Raw genomic sequence first — 16,951 nt, forward strand, 5'->3', positions numbered from 1 at the left:
TATAAGGTTATGTTCAATTCATTGAAAAATTGTATCATACAGCGATTGATAACAATAAATATTATTGATATAAGAATCATTCTCAATTGATTCAATAGTGAAATGGGATCATGACAATCCAGTTTGAAACCGCGACGACCGACGTGGCTGCGCAATGTTTTCTCAACGCTTTGATGCGTGAAACCCGGGACTGGCAAATCGTTCCGGCGGCCAACAACCAACAGTATCCGCAGCTTCATATTCCACTTTCGCCTTCTCAGGCTATCCGCATCACTTTACGTCACACCTCCCCCACCCAACATCACCAGTATCTGTTCCCTGCCCGTTTGCATCAGCAAGACGACGGCGCTGGCGTTGCGCTGAGCGTGGAGCAACTGGTGACCCTGTTGCTGGAAAAACCGTCGGTGAAGGGAGAACTGTCGGATGAGGTCGTTACCCGTTTCCGCCAGCGCGTACTGGAGAGTCATGACAATACCCAACAGGCGATCGCAGTGCGCCTGGACTGGCCAACGCTGCGCGACAAGCCGCTCAACTTCGCTCAGGCGGAACAGGGCCTGTTGGTAGGCCACGCCTTCCACCCGGCGCCCAAATCCCATGAACCTTTCGACGAACAGCAGGCGCGCCGGTACCTGCCAGATTTTGGCGCCCGTTTCCCGCTGCGCTGGTTTGCCGTCGATAAACACCACCTGTGCGGCGACAGCCTGAATCTGACGCTGCAGCAGCGCCTGCAGCGTTTTGCCGCCGAAAGCGCACCGCAACTGCTGGCGCATTTTACCGATGACGTCTGGCTGTTGCCGATGCATCCGTGGCAGGCCGACCACTTGCTGACGCAGGCCTGGTGCCAGGAACTGGTGACCCAGGGATTGCTCAGCGATCTGGGCGAAGCCGGCGAACGCTGGCTGCCAACCAGCTCTTCCCGCTCGCTGTACAGCGCCAGCAATCGCGACATGATTAAATTCTCCCTCAGCGTGCGCCTGACCAACTCGGTGCGTACCCTGTCGGTCAAAGAAGTGAAACGCGGTATCCGTTTGGCTCGTTTGGCGCAAACGCCGCGCTGGCAGCAGTTGCAGGCACGTTATCCCACCTTCCGCGTGATGCAGGAAGACGGCTGGGCCGGGCTGCGCGCTGCGGACGGGACGATTCAGGAAGAAAGCCTGATGGCACTGCGCGATAACCTGCTGTTTGAGCAGCCGGAAAGCCAGACCAATGTGCTGGTCACCCTGACCCAGGCCGCACCGGACGGCGGCGACAGCCTGCTGGCAGCGGCGGTGCGTCGTTTGGCCACCCGACTGAACCTGCCGGTGCAACAGGCCGCTCATACCTGGCTGGATGCTTACTGCCAACATGTCTTACTGCCGCTGTTCAGCACCGAAGCCGATTACGGACTGGTGCTGCTGGCCCACCAACAAAATATTCTGGTGGAAATGCAGCAGGATCTGCCGGTCGGCATGCTGTACCGCGACTGTCAGGGCAGCGGCTTTACCCGCGATGCCGGACCCTGGTTAGCAGAAATTGGCGAGGCCGAGGCGGAAAACCGCTTCAGCGAACAGCAGTTACTGCGTTACTTCCCTTACTACCTGCTGGTGAACTCCAGCCTGGCGGTCACTGCGGCGTTAGCCGCGGCCGGTTTCGACACTGAAGAACAGCTGATGGCCCGGGTGCGCGATGCGCTGAGTGGCCTGCGTGCCAGCGCCAAAAACACCCTGTGTCTGGACTACGTCCTCGACAGCAGCCACTGGAACTGCAAAGGCAACTTCTTCTGTTACCTGCATGACCATAACGAAAACACCATCGTCGATCCGGCGGTGATTTACTTCGACTTCGTCAACCCGCTGCGCCAGGGAGCCGCTCAATGATGCCGCAAGCCAAACTGACGCATGCCGACAACGGTTTTTGCTGCGAGCAGCTGGGAAAGGCGCTGCAACTCGGTCTGGGCCTGGACGGTAGCGCGGTGTTGCACTGTCCGGGACCGCTGCCGCAGGGCTGGCTGGTGCAGGCGCTGGACCAGTTGTTGGTGGCAGCACCGCAGCTCAGCGGCGTCACCCTGCCTTATGCGCAATGGTGTGAAGAGCCGCAGGCACAGACGCTGTTCGCGTTAGCCAGCAGTGACTATCTGGCGCGCGAAACCTTTTACCAGTTACCGCTGTGGCTCGGTGCCGAACGCCACTCCGCGTCCGGGAAAATGCAGTATGACGCCGAGCGTAGCCTGTGGTTCCCGCAGCGGCCCGCACGCCCCAGCGGCGAGGTGTATCGCCGTTACGATCCGCAGCTCAAGCGAACCCTGAGCTTCCGCCTGCCGGAAGTGGCACACGACGCCGCGCAGTTCACCCGCTGGATGAATTCACCGCGAGTAGATGCCTTCTGGGAAATGAGCGGCCCGCTCGAAACCCAGGCTGCCTACCTGCAGCGTCAGTTGGACTCCAGCTACTGCTATCCGTTGTTGGGGTGCTTTGACGATCGCCCGTTCGGCTATTTCGAAGTCTATTGGGCTCCAGAAGATCGCATCGGTCGCCACTACCGCTGGCAGCCTTTCGACCGTGGGCTGCACATGCTGGTCGGTGAAGAAGACTGCCGCGGCGCTCAATACATTCGCAGTTGGCTACGTGGCCTGACGCATTATCTGTATCTGGATGAACCGCGCACCACGCGCGTGGTCGCCGAACCGCGCGCGGATAATCAGCGACTGTTTCGTCACCTGCCGGCCGCCGGCTACCACACAGTCAAAGAGTTCGATTTCCCGCATAAGCGCTCGCGTTTGATCATGAATCAGCGTGATGAATTCTTCCGGGGGGCTTCAGTATGAACACCGTAGATTACGCCGACTGGCAGCGCGTAAACCGTCAGATGATCGCCAAGATCCTCGCAGAGCTGGAATACGAACGCACGCTGCAGGCCGAGCAACACGACGGACAATGGCGCATTCTGCTGGGCGACGCTCAGTATAGCTTCAGCGCCGAACGCGGCATCTGGGGCTGGCTGCACATCGACCCGGCAACGCTGGCCTGCGATCAATCCCCGTTAGCCGCCGACCAAACGCTGCGCCAACTGGCTCAGGTGTTGAAAATGGACGATGCGCAGGTCGCCGAACATCTGGAAGATTTGTACGCCACGCTGCGCGGCGATATGCAGTTGCTGTCCGCCCGTCACGGCATGAGCGCACAGGATTTGATTGCCCTGGATGCTGACGCGCTGCAGTGCCTGTTGGCCGGACACCCCAAGTTTATCTTCAATAAAGGTCGTCGTGGCTGGGGTCTGACGGCACTGCATCAGTACGCGCCCGAATACCAGGGGCAGTTCCGACTGCACTGGGTCGCGGCCAAACGCGGCAGCTTTGTCTGGTGCGCCGACGAAGAATATTCACTGGATAACCTGCTTAACAGCGCGATGGACAGTGCCGAACGCCAACGCTTCGACCGCCGCTGGCGCGAGCTGAAACTGACCCATGACTGGATCCCGGTGCCGCTCCACCCCTGGCAGTGGCAGCAAAAGATCGCTTTGCACTTCCTGCCGCAGTTGGCCGAAGGGGATCTGATGGAACTGGGTGAATTCGGCGACAGCTATCTGGCGCAGCAATCGTTGCGCACGCTGACCAACATCAGCCGCCGCTCCGCTTTCGACATCAAGCTACCGCTGACCATTTACAACACCTCGTGTTATCGCGGCATTCCCGGCAAGTACATCAGCGCCGGGCCGGCCGCTTCCCGTTGGCTGCAGCAGATTTTTACCGAGGACGATACGCTGAGCGCCAGCGGTGCCGAGATCCTCGGCGAGCCGGCGGCAGGCTATATGACCCATCCGACCTACGCCTCTTTGGCCAAAGCGCCTTACCGCTACCAGGAAATGCTGGGGGTGATCTGGCGTGAGAACCCCTCTTGCTACCTGCAGGAAGACGAACAAGCCATCTTGATGGCGACGCTGATGGAAACCGACAACCACGGCCAGCCGCTGATTGCCGCCTATATCGCGCGTTCCGGCTTGAGCGCTGAAGCCTGGCTGCAACAGATGTTCAGCGTGGTGGTGGTGCCGATGTACCACCTGATGTGCCGCTATGGCGTAGCGCTGATCGCCCATGGGCAAAACATCACGCTGGTGATGAAAGATCATGTGCCGCAGCGCGTACTGTTGAAAGACTTCCAGGGCGATATGCGCCTGGTGGATCAGGACTTCCCCGAAGCGGCATCGCTGCCGAAAGTGGTGAGAGACGTCACCGTGCGGCTGCCCGCTGACTATTTGATCCATGATTTGCAAACCGGGCATTTCGTCACCGTGCTGCGCTTTATCTCGCCGCTGATGAAGGCCTGTGGGGTCAGTGAGCCTCGCTTCTATCAACTGCTGGCACAGGTGCTGAAAGGCTATATGGCACAGCATCCGGACATGGCGGAACGCTTTGCGTTGTTTGATCTTTTCAAGCCACAAATTATTCGCGTGGTGCTCAACCCGGTAAAACTCACCTACTCAGAGCAGGATGGCGGCAGTCGCATGTTGCCAAACTATCTGCAGGATCTGGATAACCCTCTCTACTTGGTCACCAAGGAGTTTGCCCAATGAATCAGCCCCTGGATTTCATCGGCATTGGTATCGGCCCGTTCAACCTCAGCATTGCCGCACTCGGCAGTGAAGTTGCCGGTTTTAACAGTAAATTCCTCGAACGCAAGCCGCACTTTTCCTGGCATCCCGGCATGATGGTGCCGGATTGCCATATGCAGACCAGCTTCCTGAAAGATCTGGTCAGCGCGGTATCGCCAACCAATCCCTACAGCTTTCTTAACTACCTGGTGAAAAGGAAGAAATTTTATCGATTCCTGACCACCGAACTGCGTACGGTATCGCGCGAAGAGTTCGCCGACTACCTCGACTGGGCCGCCAACGGGCTGAAGTCACTGGAGTTCAGTCAGGATATTCAGAGCGTGGATTTTGACGACCAGCAGCGCCAATTCGTCGTCACGACCCAGCGTGCGACTTACCGGGCGCGCCACGTCTGCCTGGGCATCGGCAAACGCATCAAACTGCCGGACTGCGTTACCGAGCAAAACGATCGCTGCTTCCATGCCAGCGAGATGACGATGCGCAACCCGAACCTGGCCGGAAAACGCGTCACCATCGTCGGTGGCGGCCAGAGCGGTGCGGACCTGTTCCTGAACATTTTCCGCGCCGAATGGGGGCAGCCTGCGCAACTGAATTGGATTTCGCGTCGCAATAACTATAACGCGCTGGATGAAGCCGCCTTCGCCAACGAGTACTTCACGCCGGACTACGTTGACAGCTTCTATGGCCTGAACGACGGTGCCAAGCAGCGCATGCTGACCGAGCAGAAGATGACCTCTGACGGCATCACCAGCGATTCGCTGCTGGCTATTTACCGCGCGATGTATCACCAGTTTGAAGTGTTGCGCGAAAAGCCCTGGGCGCACCTGCTGCCAAGCCGCTCGCTGGCGGCAATCCAGGCCGCAGGCGATGGCTGGCAGTTGGTTACCCATCACCATCTTGATCAGGGTAAAGAAACCTTCGACACCGACGTGGTGATTTTCGCCACCGGCTATCAGCAGGATCGCCCGGCGTTCCTCGAACCGCTGGCTGACCGCCTGCTGACCACCGCCGATGACCAGTTCCGCGTAGCCCCCGACTTCAGCCTGGAGTGGGAGGGCCCCAAGGAAAACTGCCTGTTTGCCGTTAATGCCGGCATGCACAGCCACGGCATCGCCGAGCCCCAGCTCAGCCTGATGGCCTGGCGTTCCGCACGCATTCTCAACCGGGCTTTAGGACGCGACCAGTTCGATTTAACGTCCACCCCGGCTGTGATCCAATGGCGTAGTCGGCAGCCGGGTATCCCCTCCCGCGCCGAGCACGTCATGCTCAATTACACCGAGTTTTAACTACACACCAATATGGGACACACTGGAAAATAACGATGAAACGCAAACACCTCTGGGTATTAAACCCTTGCCTGCTGGCGATGCTCGCCCCTACGGCCTGGGCAGAAGAACAAAAAAGCGAAGAGCAAATGGTGGTTTCCGCCAGCCGTACGCACCGTACAGTGGCAGAAATGGCGCAGACCACCTGGGTGATTGAGAGCCAGGAAATTGAGCAGCAAGTCCAGGGCGGCAAAGAGATCAAGGACATGCTGGCGCAGTTGATCCCGGGCATGGACGTCAGCGGTCAGGGGCGTACCAACTACGGCATGAACCTGCGCGGCCGTTCAATGATGGTGATGATCGACGGCGTACGTTTGAACTCATCGCGCAGCGACAGCCGCCAGCTGGATTCGATCGATCCTTTTAATATCGATCACATTGAAGTGATCTCCGGTGCTACCTCGCTGTACGGCGGCGGCAGCACCGGCGGCCTGATCAACATCGTCACCAAAAAAGGCCAGAAAGAGCAGCAGGTTGAACTGCAGATCGGCGGTAAAACCGGCTTTGGCGGCCATAACGACCACGACGAGAACGTGGCGGCAGCGGTCAGCGGCGGCAACGACAACGCCTCGGGCCGGTTGTCGGTTTCCTATCAGCGCTACGGTGGCTGGTACGACGGCAAGGGCAACGAAGTCCTGATTGATAATACTCAGACCGGCCTGCAGTACTCCGATCGCCTCGACGTGATGGGCACCGGCACCATCAATATCGATGACCACCAGCAGTTGCAGCTGACCACTCAGTATTACAAAAGTCAGTCCGATGGCGACCACGGCCTGTTCCTGGGGGAAAATTTCGCTGCGGTGACCGGCAGCGCCAAGGCATCCAACAGCGGTAACCTTAATTCGGATCGCATTCCGGGGACCGAACGCCACCTGATCAACCTGCAGTACTCCAACACCGACTTCCTCGGTCAGGATCTGGTGGCGCAGGTCTACTATCGCGATGAGTCGCTGACCTTCTACCCGTTCCCGACGCTGGCAGGTAAAGCCCCGAATTATTACGTCAGCAGCATCGGCGCCTCCCAGCAGAAGACCGACTTTTACGGCGGCAAACTGACGCTGAACAGCAAACCGATCGATGCCCTGACGTTAACCTACGGCATCGACGCCGAGCATGAGACGTTCAACTCCAACCAGCAGTTCTTCGATCTGGCGAAAGCACAGCAGTCTGGCGGTATGGATCTGCAAAACGCGTATAACACCGGCCGCTACCCGGGCTACAGCACCACCAACCTGGCGTCCTTCCTGCAGGCCAGCTACGACATCAACCCTATCTTCACCCTGAGCGGCGGCGTGCGCTACCAGTACACCGAAAACAAGATTGATGACTTCGTTGGCTACAACCAGCAGCAGGCTATCGCTACCGGCGCCGCCACCTCGGCTGATGCCATCCCTGGCGGGAAAACGGACTACAACAACGCCCTGTTCAACGCCGGTCTGTTGGCTCACCTGACCGAACGCCAGCAAACCTGGATCAACTTCTCACAGGGTTACGAGATCCCGGATCCGGGCAAATATTACGGCAACGGTACCTATGCGCTGAACAACGGCCACTACCAGTTGAACAAAAGCGTCAACGTTGGCGACTCCAAGCTGGAAGGTATCAAGGTTAACTCCTACGAGCTTGGCTGGCGTTACACCGGCGATAACCTGCGTACGCAGATTGCCGGCTACTACTCCCTGTCCGATAAGAGTATTTCGATCAACAAAACCGACATGACCATTAACGTCAACTCGGACAAACGCCGCATTTACGGGATGGAAGGCGCGGTCGATTACTTCTTCGAAGACAGCGACTGGAGCGCGGGCACCAACTTCAACTTCATTCGTTCCGAGACCAAGGTTAACGGCGAATGGAAAAAGCTGGTGGTGGATACCGCAAGCCCATCCAAAGTGACCGCCTACGTCGGCTGGGCACCGGGTGACTGGAACCTGCGCCTGCAGTCACAGCAGACTTTCGACGTATCGGATGACGGCGATTACACCAAGGCCGGCTCGACCCAGGGGCGTAAAATTGATGGCTACAACACCATCGATTTCCTCGGCAGCTACGCGTTGCCGGTGGGTAAACTCAGCTTCAGCGTAGAAAACCTGCTGGACAAGGAATACACCACCGTTTGGGGCCAGCGCGCGCCAATCCTCTATAGCCCAACCTACGGCTCACCCGAGCTTTACAGCTATAAAGGCCGTGGCCGCACCTTTGGTCTGAACTACTCCGTACTGTTCTGATCCATGACCGAGCGCAATCCTGTGCTCAAACATAACGAAAAGGGCCACATCGGCCCTTTTTTACTTCTTAAACGGATGCTGTGCCAGCCAGTGGTCAGCAATATCCTGGCGTCGGCACACCCAGACCCGGTCATATTGCTCGATATAGTCCAGGAAACGCTGCAGCGCGCGAAACTTGCCCGGACGGCCCAATAAACGGCAATGCATGCCGATCGACAGCATCTTCGGCGACTCCTCACCTTCGGCATACAGCACGTCAAAACTGTCTTTCAGATAGGTAAAGAACTGCTCGCCGGTGTTAAAGCCTTGCGGCGAGGCGAAGCGCATATCGTTGGACTCGAGGGTATAGGGCACGATCAGGTGCGGCTTGGTTTCGCCATTGGTACACTGCACCTCGGTCCAGAACGGCAAGTCATCGCCGTAATAGTCGCTGTCGTACTGCAGGCCCCCGTGCTCTACCACCAGCCTGCGGGTATTAGGACTGTCGCGGCCGGTATACCAACCAAGCGGTGCCTGGCCGAACAGATCCCGCAATACCGTCATCGCCTGCTGCATATGCTGCCGTTCGGTCTTTTCGTCCATCTGCTGATAGTGGATCCAGCGCCAGCCGTGGCTGACCACATCGTAGCCGGCATTTTTAATCGCTTCGACCACCTGCGGGTTGCGCACCAGTGCCATCGCCACGCCAAAGACCGTCAATGGCAGGCCTCGGCGCTGAAACTCATCATGGATCCGCCAGAACCCGGCGCGTGAACCATATTCGTAAAGGGAATCCATCGACATATGCCGTTCTGGATAGCTGGCCGCGCCGATGATATCAGAGAGAAACTGTTCGGAACCGGCATCGCCATGCAGCACGTTGTTTTCAGCCCCTTCCTCATAATTGAGGACAAACTGCACCGCGATGCGCGCCTGACCAGGCCAACGAGCATGCGGCGGACGACCGGCGTAGCCGATCAAATCACGGGGATAATCTTTATTGAACGCGAAATCACTCATCGTTGTATCCCTTTACCGATCACCCGTTAAAATGACTGAACATGCCGGACAAAGGTTTTGCCCGCGGAAAATCCAGATCGCCGTGCTTGCTGGTGCTCAGACCGAGCGCGCTTAGCGACTCGATCATTTTTACCGCGGCGCTGACGCCATCGATCACCGGGATCCCCAATTCCAGCGTCAATTCTCGCGCCAAATCGGCCATGCCGCCGCAGCCAAGCACAATCGCGCCGCTGCCATCCTGTTGCTTAGCCCGGATGCACTGCTCACGCACTTTTTGCTGAGCCCGACCGCTGCCGTCCTCCAGCGCCAGCACCGGCAGATCAATCGCATGCAGCGCCGCACAGTGCCGCTCAAAACCGTATTGATGCAGTAAATGCCTTGCAATCACCAACGTGCGCGGCAGCGTGGTAACAATGGAAAAACGCGTCGCCACCAGCGTTGCCATGTGCATTGCCGCCTCGGCGATGCCGACCACAGGTTTGTCGGCCAGCTCACGCGCGGCCAGCAAGCCCGGATCGCCAAAGCAAGCAATGACATGACCACTCACGCCCGCTTCCCGACCGGCTTTCACCTGCTGCAAGACGCCAATGGCAGCAATGGCTTCGTCAAAATGCCCCTCTATCGAGGGTGCCCCTTCTTGCGGGCAGACCGCCAGGATCTCGGTGCCCGGTGCAGCCACCGCTCGCGCCGCAGCGGCGATGGTTTCGGTCATTGCCTGGCTGGTATTCGGATTGATGACCTGAATAATGCAGCGAGTTGTCATAGCGTCTCCCGCAGGTCGGCTTCGGCAAAAATATGGGCGAAATCCGGCGTTTCATTCGCGTCGTGGTTAAACCGTAAATTCGCCACAATATCGTCAAAATGGCGGACCATGTGATCTGCCAGCGCCGCGCTGTCTTTCCGCCTCAACAGCGCCAGCAAATCGCTGTGATCGTGGCAGCGACACCCCTGCTGCCAGGGTGAACCATAAACGGCGATCGCCAGCGACGATCGCAAAGTGAGCTGTGACACCATTTCAGTCAGCACCTGATTGCCGGCGATGGCCTGCAATTGAACGTGAAACGCGGCGGACAGACGGATCGCCGCAGCGCCGTCCTGATCGCGGTGCGCCTGCTGTTCCTGCGCCACGATCTCCTCCATCGCCAGCAGATGATTTTCGTCGCAGTGGGCAAGCACCTGCGGCAGGTTGGTACATTCCAGCATCTTGCGCGTCTGGAATACCTGGGTTGCCTCGTCTTGTCCGGGCGTAGCGACCTGTGCACCACGTTTGGGCAGTTGGGTCACCAATTGCACTGCGGCAAGGCGCTGCAGCACCCGCCGGATCCCGGTTCGGCTTACGCCGAAGGTCTCGGCCAAGGCTTCTTCCGGCAATTTGCTGCCGGGCAGCAGCCGATGTTCGACAATGGCTTTCAGCAACGAGTTGTAAATATGATCGTCTTTATCTTCAATGAAATAAGTGGCCTGTTGCCCATGCCACGCGGCGTTGGTACCGATCGTCGTGCCGACCATTTTTCTGCTCCCCGTCCCCTTGAATAGTCAAATCGTATACAAGATAAAGATATTTTGTATACAAAAAAGAACAGTCTGGCCTGGATCCTGCAAAAGCCCTCTCAGCAACCTTTGCCAAAAAACAGATCACAACATCCGGGTGACGTTCTTGAGAGGAGCACGATTTATGCCAAACCCTAATGAAAACTACAGTCCCAAACTGTGCAACGACGATCTGGCACCTACGCGTGACCAGAACTGGAGCTGGTACAACATTTTTTCTTTCTGGATGTCCGATGTACACAGCATGGGCGGCTATGTGGTGGCCGCCAGCTTCTTCGCCCTAGGCCTGTCGAGCTGGCAGGTCCTGATTTGTCTGCTGGTGGGGATTTGCATCGTGCAGTTTTGCGCTAACCTGGTGGCCAAGCCCAGCCAGCTCGGCGGCGTGCCCTACGCCGTATTAAGCCGCCAGGCGTTTGGCGTGTTCGGCGCCAATATCCCGGCGGTGATCCGCGGCATGATCGCCTTCGCCTGGTATGGCATTCAAACCTATCTGGCCTCCAACGCGCTGATGCTCACACTGCTGAAATTCTTCCCGTCGCTGGAGCCGATGACCCAACCGCATTTCCTTGGGCTGTCGCAGCTTGGCTGGGTTTGTTACATCACAATGTGGCTACTGCAGGCGATGGTGTTTTGGCACGGTATGCAGGCGATTAAGCGTTTTATCGATATCGCCGGGCCGGCAGTTTACATAGTGATGTTCGCACTGGCCGGCTGGATTGTTTACCGCGTCGGTTTCTCTAATCTCTCCCTGACCCTGGCAAGCAAAAACCTGAGTGCCGGCGAGCAAGGCTGGCTGATGCTGACCGCCACCGCGCTGGTGGTCTCTTATTTCTCCGGCCCGCTGCTTAACTTCGGCGACTTTACCCGCTACGGCAAAAGTTTTGCCGAGGTACAGCGCGGCAATCGCTGGGGTTTGCCGTTCAACTACCTGTTGTTTTCTTTGGTAACCGTGGTGATCGTTTCCGGCACCCTTCCGCTGTTCGGACAGCTGATTACCGATCCGATCGAAACCGTCACCCGCCTCGATAGCGATATCGCCGTAGCCCTCGGGCTGCTGACGATGATCGTCGCCACTATCGGCATCAATATCGTGGCCAACTTTGTCTCGCCGGCCTTTGATTTCTCTAACTGTTCACCGCAGAAGATCAGCTTCCGTACCGGCGGGATGATTGCCGCCGTCGGCTCGTTCCTGTTGACCCCCTGGAACCTGTTCCAGTCACCCGAGCTGATTCACTACACGCTGGACGTGTTGGCAGCCTTTATCGGCCCGTTGTTCGGTATTCTGTTGGTGGATTTCTACATTATCAAGCGCGGCGAACTGCACGTCGATGACCTGTACAATGCCACGCCGGACGGCCGTTACTGGTATAAAAACGGCTTCAATCCGAATGCGATTTGGGCGCTGGTGCCTTCAGTGATTATCGGCTTGGCAATCAGCTTCACGCCGAGTCTGCATCAGGTGGCTAACTTCAGTTGGTTTATCGGGGCAGCACTGGGTGGGGGATGTTATCGGATCATTGCTCGCCGGGAGTGGGCAGCCAATCAGGCGGTGACCTTCGCCAAAACGCAATTGAGCAAAGATTAAAAACAACGAAGCCCTGAGTTATTGCTAACTCAGGGCTTCTGAATGTTGGCGGAACGGACGGGGCTCGAACCCGCGACCCCCTGCGTGACAGGCAGGTATTCTAACCAACTGAACTACCGCTCCGCGCCGTTCTTCTCTTGCGAGAGGAACGAGGCGCATATTACGGTTGAGGCACTATGTCGTCAATGCCTTTTTCTTACCAAATGAACCGTTTGCACAGTTTTTCAGCTAACGGAACGCAAAGGGGATAAAGCCCGGATTATTTACGTCGAAAATACCGTTATTCCGCTTCCGTGCGCCACAGGCAACTGCCGCCCTTTTTCGCGACCAAATCCAGACGCGCCTCATGGGCCATCACTTCTTCATCGCTGGCGTAGACCACTTTCATGGCCGTTGCCGGACGCACAATGCGCTGAATGTCCTGCGTCGAATTGTTGTTTTGCGTATCGCCTTCCATCTGGAAGGCCATCGACGTCTGACCGCCGGTCATCGCCAGATAGACTTCCGCCAGGATTTCGGCATCGAGCAATGCGCCGTGCAGCGTACGCTTGCTGTTGTCTATCTCATAACGACTGCACAGGGCGTCGAGGTTATTGCGCTTGCCCGGGAACAAGCGACGCGCCATTAACAGGCTGTCGGTGATGGTGCAGAAGGTATCGGTCTTCGGAATCCCCTGCTGCAGCATGCGGAATTCGTGATCCATAAAGCCGATGTCGAACGCCGCGTTATGGATAACTAACTCACCGCCGCGGATAAAGTCGATAAACTCATCGGCAATTTGGTCGAACGTGGGTTTATCCGCCAGGAACTCGTCGCTGATGCCGTGAACCCCATAGGCTTCTGGATCCACCAGCCGGTCCGGCTTGATGTAGACATGGTAGTGACGGCCGGTCGGACGACGGTTAATGACTTCGACCGCACCAATTTCAATGATGCGATGACCTTCGTAATGCACCCCGAGCTTGTTCATACCGGTGGTTTCGGTATCGAGGACAATCTGTCTGGTGGTTGTAGTGATCATATTGCAGTGCTCACAGCGTTCGTTTATGTCAGACTTGGCTTTTATAAAACTGATAGGAAGAGTCTACCAGAGATGCTTAAACAGGTAGAAATTTTCACCGACGGCTCCTGCCTTGGCAACCCGGGCCCCGGTGGTTACGGCGCCATACTGCGCTATAAGCAGACGGAAAAAACCTTCAGCGCGGGCTTCCGCCTGACCACCAACAATCGCATGGAGATGATGGCGGCGATTGTCGCATTGGAAGCGCTGACCACGCCTTGCGAAGTGATCCTCAGCACCGACAGCCAATATGTGCGTCAGGGCATTACCAGTTGGATCCATAACTGGAAAAAGCGTGGCTGGAAGACCGCCGACAAAAAGCCGGTCAAAAATGTCGATCTTTGGCAGCGTCTGGATCTGGCCATTCAGCGCCACACTGTTAAATGGGAATGGGTCAAGGGCCACGCCGGCCATCCGGAAAACGAACGCTGCGACGTGCTGGCACGCGATGCGGCCGGCAATCCAACGCAGGAAGACGTGGGTTACAAACCGGAAAACTAAGGCTGCTTGCGATAACTCTTGGTCGCGCCGACGGCGCGGCTGAGAGAAGGCTTTCGCGCCCCGAGCTTCATCGGCGTTGGCGTCAACGGCAAAGTGCGCTTACGTGCCACAATCACGCTCATACACCCCAGCGCCGGTAAATGGGTGCACAAAAACTTCCCGCCTTTACGCTGCCACGGCAGCACGTGAAAACGCGACTGATGCAACACCTCATAATTCAGCAGGCTCAGCCAGTCCAGCAGACGCATTTGAGTAAACATCCGGCTGACGTAAGGCTGGCGGCGGCGTAACCCTGGCACCAGTTTCCCCAACCCCAACAGACTGAACGGGTTGAAGCTGCTGATCACCAGCCACCCGTCGTCGATCAACACGCGATCGACTTCACGCAGCATGCGGTGCGGATCGTCAGCATAGGATAGCGTGTGTGCCAGCAAACAGGCATCCACCGACTTAGCGGCGAAGGGCAGTTGGTAAGCATCTGCGACGACCTGCAGGTTGTCGCCTTCCAGACTGACGTTGACCTGGTGGGAAATGGCGCATTTATCCGTTGCCAGACTGGCGCTGAGATTACCGATTTTAAGCAGGTGGAAACCAAACAGCTTCGACCACCAGGGTTGCAACTGCCGCTCAAGCGCCTCACGATAGTATTCCCCCCATGGCAACTCGGCCCAAGACTGTGGGCTGGTGAGCTTTTGTAGAGTATGGGCTGGTTTCATGATTTATTATCTTCTTTCAAGCCGTTGCCAACGAGAGGTCCAAGATGAATCTTATCAGCATTCCCGCCTTCCAGGACAATTACATTTGGTTGTTAGATAACCAGCAGGGGCACGGCATCATCGTCGATCCCGGTGAGGCGCAGCCGGTGTTGGATACGCTGGAACGCCTGAATTTGACTCCTGACGCGATTCTGTTGACCCACCATCATCACGATCACGTCGGTGGCGTAGCGCAAATTGTGGCGCGCTATCCCGGGCTGAAGGTCTATGGACCGCAGGAAACTGCCGACAAAGGCGCTAACCGCATCGTTCATGACGGAGAAACCCTCGAGATCAATGGCCAAAAATTCGCCGTAATCGCGGTTCCCGGACATACGTTGGGCCATATTGCATTCTATAGCGCACCTTATCTGTTCTGCGGAGACACTATTTTCTCTGGCGGCTGCGGCAGGTTGTTTGAAGGGACTGCCGAGCAAATGTACGACTCATTTCAACAACTCGCGCAACTTCCCGATAACACCTTAATTTGTTGCGCGCATGAATATACACTTTCAAATCTTAAGTTTGCGCGGGCTATTTTGCCGAAAGATCGAGAAATTGAAACATATCAGCAACAAGTTGAAGCGTTACGGGCAAAAAGCCTGCCTAGCGTTCCCACCCAGCTACAATTAGAGCGTAAAATTAACCTATTTTTACGCTGTCATGACACTGATTTACAAAGGAAATTAGGCTTCAACACGCCACCACGGCACCTTCATTCGGTTTTTTCCGAATTACGCCTGCGAAAAGACAACTTCTGAGCTTTTAGTTGTGTTATTTGACGAAGCAAAGTATGATTGCTCGTCTTTTAAGCAACTATATTGACACACACATGAAGGCTAAAGCGATATTTCTCGCCTCAGTCTTGCTAGTGGGGTGCCAGTCGTCCAGGCAGGACGCACCGGCCCCAGAACAGCATGCACAGAGTTTGTCTTCGGCAGGTCAAGAGAGTGAAGCAGGAGAGTACACAGCGAATGGTCGAGCGAGCTCGGCGCGGTGGCTAGATAACAATAGTGGTGCCGCGCAACAGAACCTGTGGAACTTCATTAGCGACGAGCTGAAGATGGAGGTTCCGGAAAATTCCCGGATCCGTGATCAAAAAAGAAAGTACCTAAAAAGTAAGAGCTATCTCCACGATGTAACATTACGGGCAGAGCCGTACATGTACTGGATAGTCGGGCAGATTAAGAAACGCAATATGCCGATGGAACTGGTACTGCTACCCATAGTGGAGAGCGCTTTTGACCCACACGCCACGTCAAGTGCCAACGCCGCAGGGCTATGGCAAATCGTGCCGCAAACGGGTCGCAATTATGGTTTGAAAAACAACCAGTGGTATGACGGGCGACGCGATGTCGTCGCCTCGACGACTGCTGCGCTTGATATGATGCAGTATTTGAACCGCATGTTTAACGGTGACTGGTTACTGACCGTTGCCGCTTATAACAGTGGTGAAGGCCGTGTCATGCAGGCGGTTAAGGCGAATAAACGCCAGGGTAAGCCAACCAATTTCTGGGCATTGTCGCTTCCGCGTGAAACGTCAATTTATGTTCCGAAAATGCTGGCGCTGAGCGACATCATTAAAAACAGCAAGAAGTACGGTATCAATCTTCCGAAGACTGATAATACCCGTGCACTGGCGCGTATTGATGTTGGGCAGCAAATACAGCTAACTCAGGCGGCTGAGATGGCTGGGCTTTCAATCACCAAGATGAAAGCTTATAACCCGGGCTACAAAAAAGGCGTTACGGCACCCAACGGGCCCCATTACATTATGGTTCCCAAAGGTCATGCCGATCAGCTGAAAGACTCGTTGGCCGATGGCCAGATCGCAGTGACTCAGCCAACCACTCAGTTGGCGAAGAACAGCGGTTTGACAGGCGGTAGCTCGTATAAGGTTCGCTCCGGCGACACCGTATCGGGCATTGCCAAGCGGTTGAATATTAAGTCCAGCGATTTGCAGAGTTGGAACAACTTACGTGCCAAGAGCACCTTAAAAGTTGGGCAAACCCTGCAAGTGGCCAGCAACACCGGCAGTAACAGCAGTATCACCTATCAGGTTCGCAAAGGTGATTCGCTGGCCAGTATTGCACGTCGTCACGGCGTCGATATTAACGACGTGATGCGTTGGAACTCAACGCTAGCCAAGGCTAACAATCTGCAACCGGGTCTGAAATTGACTCTGTTTGTCAGTGACAAGTCATCGCCGGATACCTAAATTTTCGGCACAAAAAAAGCACCCTTCGGGGTAATGCCGGTCACTTAAGGTGACCGGCATTGTTTTTTATAGGATATTTTCGTTTCAATGATTTCAGTTCCCGGGGATACCTGCGCTCCCTTCGACCTGGTAGCACCAA

14 protein-coding genes and 1 tRNA gene are annotated in these 16,951 nt (G+C 56.3%); 9 read left to right on the forward strand and 6 right to left on the reverse strand.

What is annotated here, in order from left to right:
• Positions 1–110: 110 nt before the first annotated feature.
• The 5 genes from H5P17_RS20940 to H5P17_RS20960 are packed head-to-tail and all read left to right on the forward strand — an operon-like array spanning position 111 to position 8,143.
• Positions 111–1,856 carry an IucA/IucC family siderophore biosynthesis protein gene (locus H5P17_RS20940; RefSeq protein WP_182824988.1) on the forward strand — a complete coding sequence of 582 codons (1,746 nt, stop codon included), beginning with the start codon at positions 111–113 and terminating at the stop codon, positions 1,854–1,856.
• Entirely contained in the window at positions 1,853–2,803 is a 951-nt protein-coding gene (locus H5P17_RS20945; protein WP_182824990.1) for a GNAT family N-acetyltransferase, read from the forward strand. The genes H5P17_RS20940 and H5P17_RS20945 overlap by 4 nt, the downstream gene beginning before the upstream one ends.
• Positions 2,800–4,548, forward strand: a complete 1,749-nt coding sequence (iucC, locus tag H5P17_RS20950; protein ID WP_182824992.1) for an IucA/IucC family siderophore biosynthesis protein — start codon at positions 2,800–2,802, stop codon at positions 4,546–4,548. The genes H5P17_RS20945 and iucC overlap by 4 nt, the downstream gene beginning before the upstream one ends.
• Positions 4,545–5,873, forward strand: a complete 1,329-nt coding sequence (locus H5P17_RS20955; RefSeq protein ID WP_044548447.1) for a lysine N(6)-hydroxylase/L-ornithine N(5)-oxygenase family protein — start codon at positions 4,545–4,547, stop codon at positions 5,871–5,873. Before iucC ends, H5P17_RS20955 begins: the two co-directional genes overlap by 4 nt.
• 35 nt (positions 5,874–5,908) lie before the next feature.
• The gene (locus H5P17_RS20960) at positions 5,909–8,143 is read left to right on the forward strand and encodes a TonB-dependent siderophore receptor (RefSeq protein ID WP_044548446.1); all 2,235 of its coding nucleotides are present in this window, start codon (positions 5,909–5,911) and stop codon (positions 8,141–8,143) included.
• A gap of 60 nt (positions 8,144–8,203) precedes the next feature.
• Here the strand turns inward: H5P17_RS20960 and puuE are convergent, their stop codons facing one another.
• The 3 genes from puuE to H5P17_RS20975 are packed head-to-tail and all read right to left on the reverse strand — an operon-like array spanning position 8,204 to position 10,651.
• Positions 8,204–9,142, reverse strand: coding sequence for an allantoinase PuuE (gene puuE, locus H5P17_RS20965; RefSeq protein WP_182824994.1), 939 nt, complete (start codon positions 9,140–9,142; stop codon positions 8,204–8,206).
• Between the two features lie 19 nt (positions 9,143–9,161).
• Positions 9,162–9,905, reverse strand: a complete 744-nt coding sequence (hpxA, locus tag H5P17_RS20970) for an allantoin racemase (RefSeq protein WP_046374450.1) — start codon at positions 9,903–9,905, stop codon at positions 9,162–9,164.
• Positions 9,902–10,651: a GntR family transcriptional regulator gene (locus H5P17_RS20975; protein WP_182824996.1), complete on the reverse strand. Its 750-nt coding sequence runs from the start codon at positions 10,649–10,651 to the stop codon at positions 9,902–9,904. Before H5P17_RS20975 ends, hpxA begins: the two co-directional genes overlap by 4 nt.
• 166 nt (positions 10,652–10,817) lie before the next feature.
• Here H5P17_RS20975 and H5P17_RS20980 point away from each other — a divergent pair, with 166 nt between their 5' ends.
• Positions 10,818–12,278, forward strand: coding sequence for an NCS1 family nucleobase:cation symporter-1 (locus H5P17_RS20980; RefSeq protein WP_044548440.1), 1,461 nt, complete (start codon positions 10,818–10,820; stop codon positions 12,276–12,278).
• Between the two features lie 46 nt (positions 12,279–12,324).
• Here the strand turns inward: H5P17_RS20980 and H5P17_RS20985 are convergent.
• Positions 12,325–12,401, reverse strand: a tRNA-Asp gene (locus tag H5P17_RS20985).
• A 157-nt stretch (positions 12,402–12,558) separates the two neighbouring features.
• Entirely contained in the window at positions 12,559–13,299 is a 741-nt protein-coding gene (gene dnaQ / locus H5P17_RS20990) for a DNA polymerase III subunit epsilon (RefSeq protein WP_020825328.1), read from the reverse strand.
• Positions 13,300–13,371: 72 nt separating this feature from the next.
• Here dnaQ and rnhA point away from each other — a divergent pair, with 72 nt between their 5' ends.
• On the forward strand, positions 13,372–13,839 hold the full coding sequence (gene rnhA, locus H5P17_RS20995; RefSeq protein ID WP_044548437.1) for a ribonuclease HI: 468 nt from the start codon (positions 13,372–13,374) through the stop codon (positions 13,837–13,839).
• Here rnhA and H5P17_RS21000 read toward each other — a convergent pair.
• Positions 13,836–14,555, reverse strand: coding sequence for a class I SAM-dependent methyltransferase (locus H5P17_RS21000; RefSeq protein WP_182824998.1), 720 nt, complete (start codon positions 14,553–14,555; stop codon positions 13,836–13,838). The two genes, rnhA and H5P17_RS21000, sit on opposite strands and share 4 nt — an antisense overlap.
• A gap of 44 nt (positions 14,556–14,599) precedes the next feature.
• Here H5P17_RS21000 and gloB point away from each other — a divergent pair, with 44 nt between their 5' ends.
• Together gloB and mltD are read left to right on the forward strand one after the other, a co-directional pair.
• Complete coding sequence (gene gloB, locus H5P17_RS21005) at positions 14,600–15,355, forward strand: hydroxyacylglutathione hydrolase (protein WP_182825000.1); 756 nt, start codon at positions 14,600–14,602, stop codon at positions 15,353–15,355.
• Positions 15,356–15,426: 71 nt separating this feature from the next.
• A complete protein-coding gene (gene mltD / locus H5P17_RS21010; protein WP_170868526.1) occupies positions 15,427–16,812 on the forward strand; it encodes a murein transglycosylase D in 1,386 nt (461 codons plus the stop codon).
• Positions 16,813–16,951 lie beyond the last annotated feature (139 nt).

Origin of the sequence: Serratia sp. OS31 (assembly GCF_014164835.1) — a bacterium.
GTDB classification, from domain to species: Bacteria; Pseudomonadota; Gammaproteobacteria; order Enterobacterales; family Enterobacteriaceae; genus Serratia; species Serratia liquefaciens_A.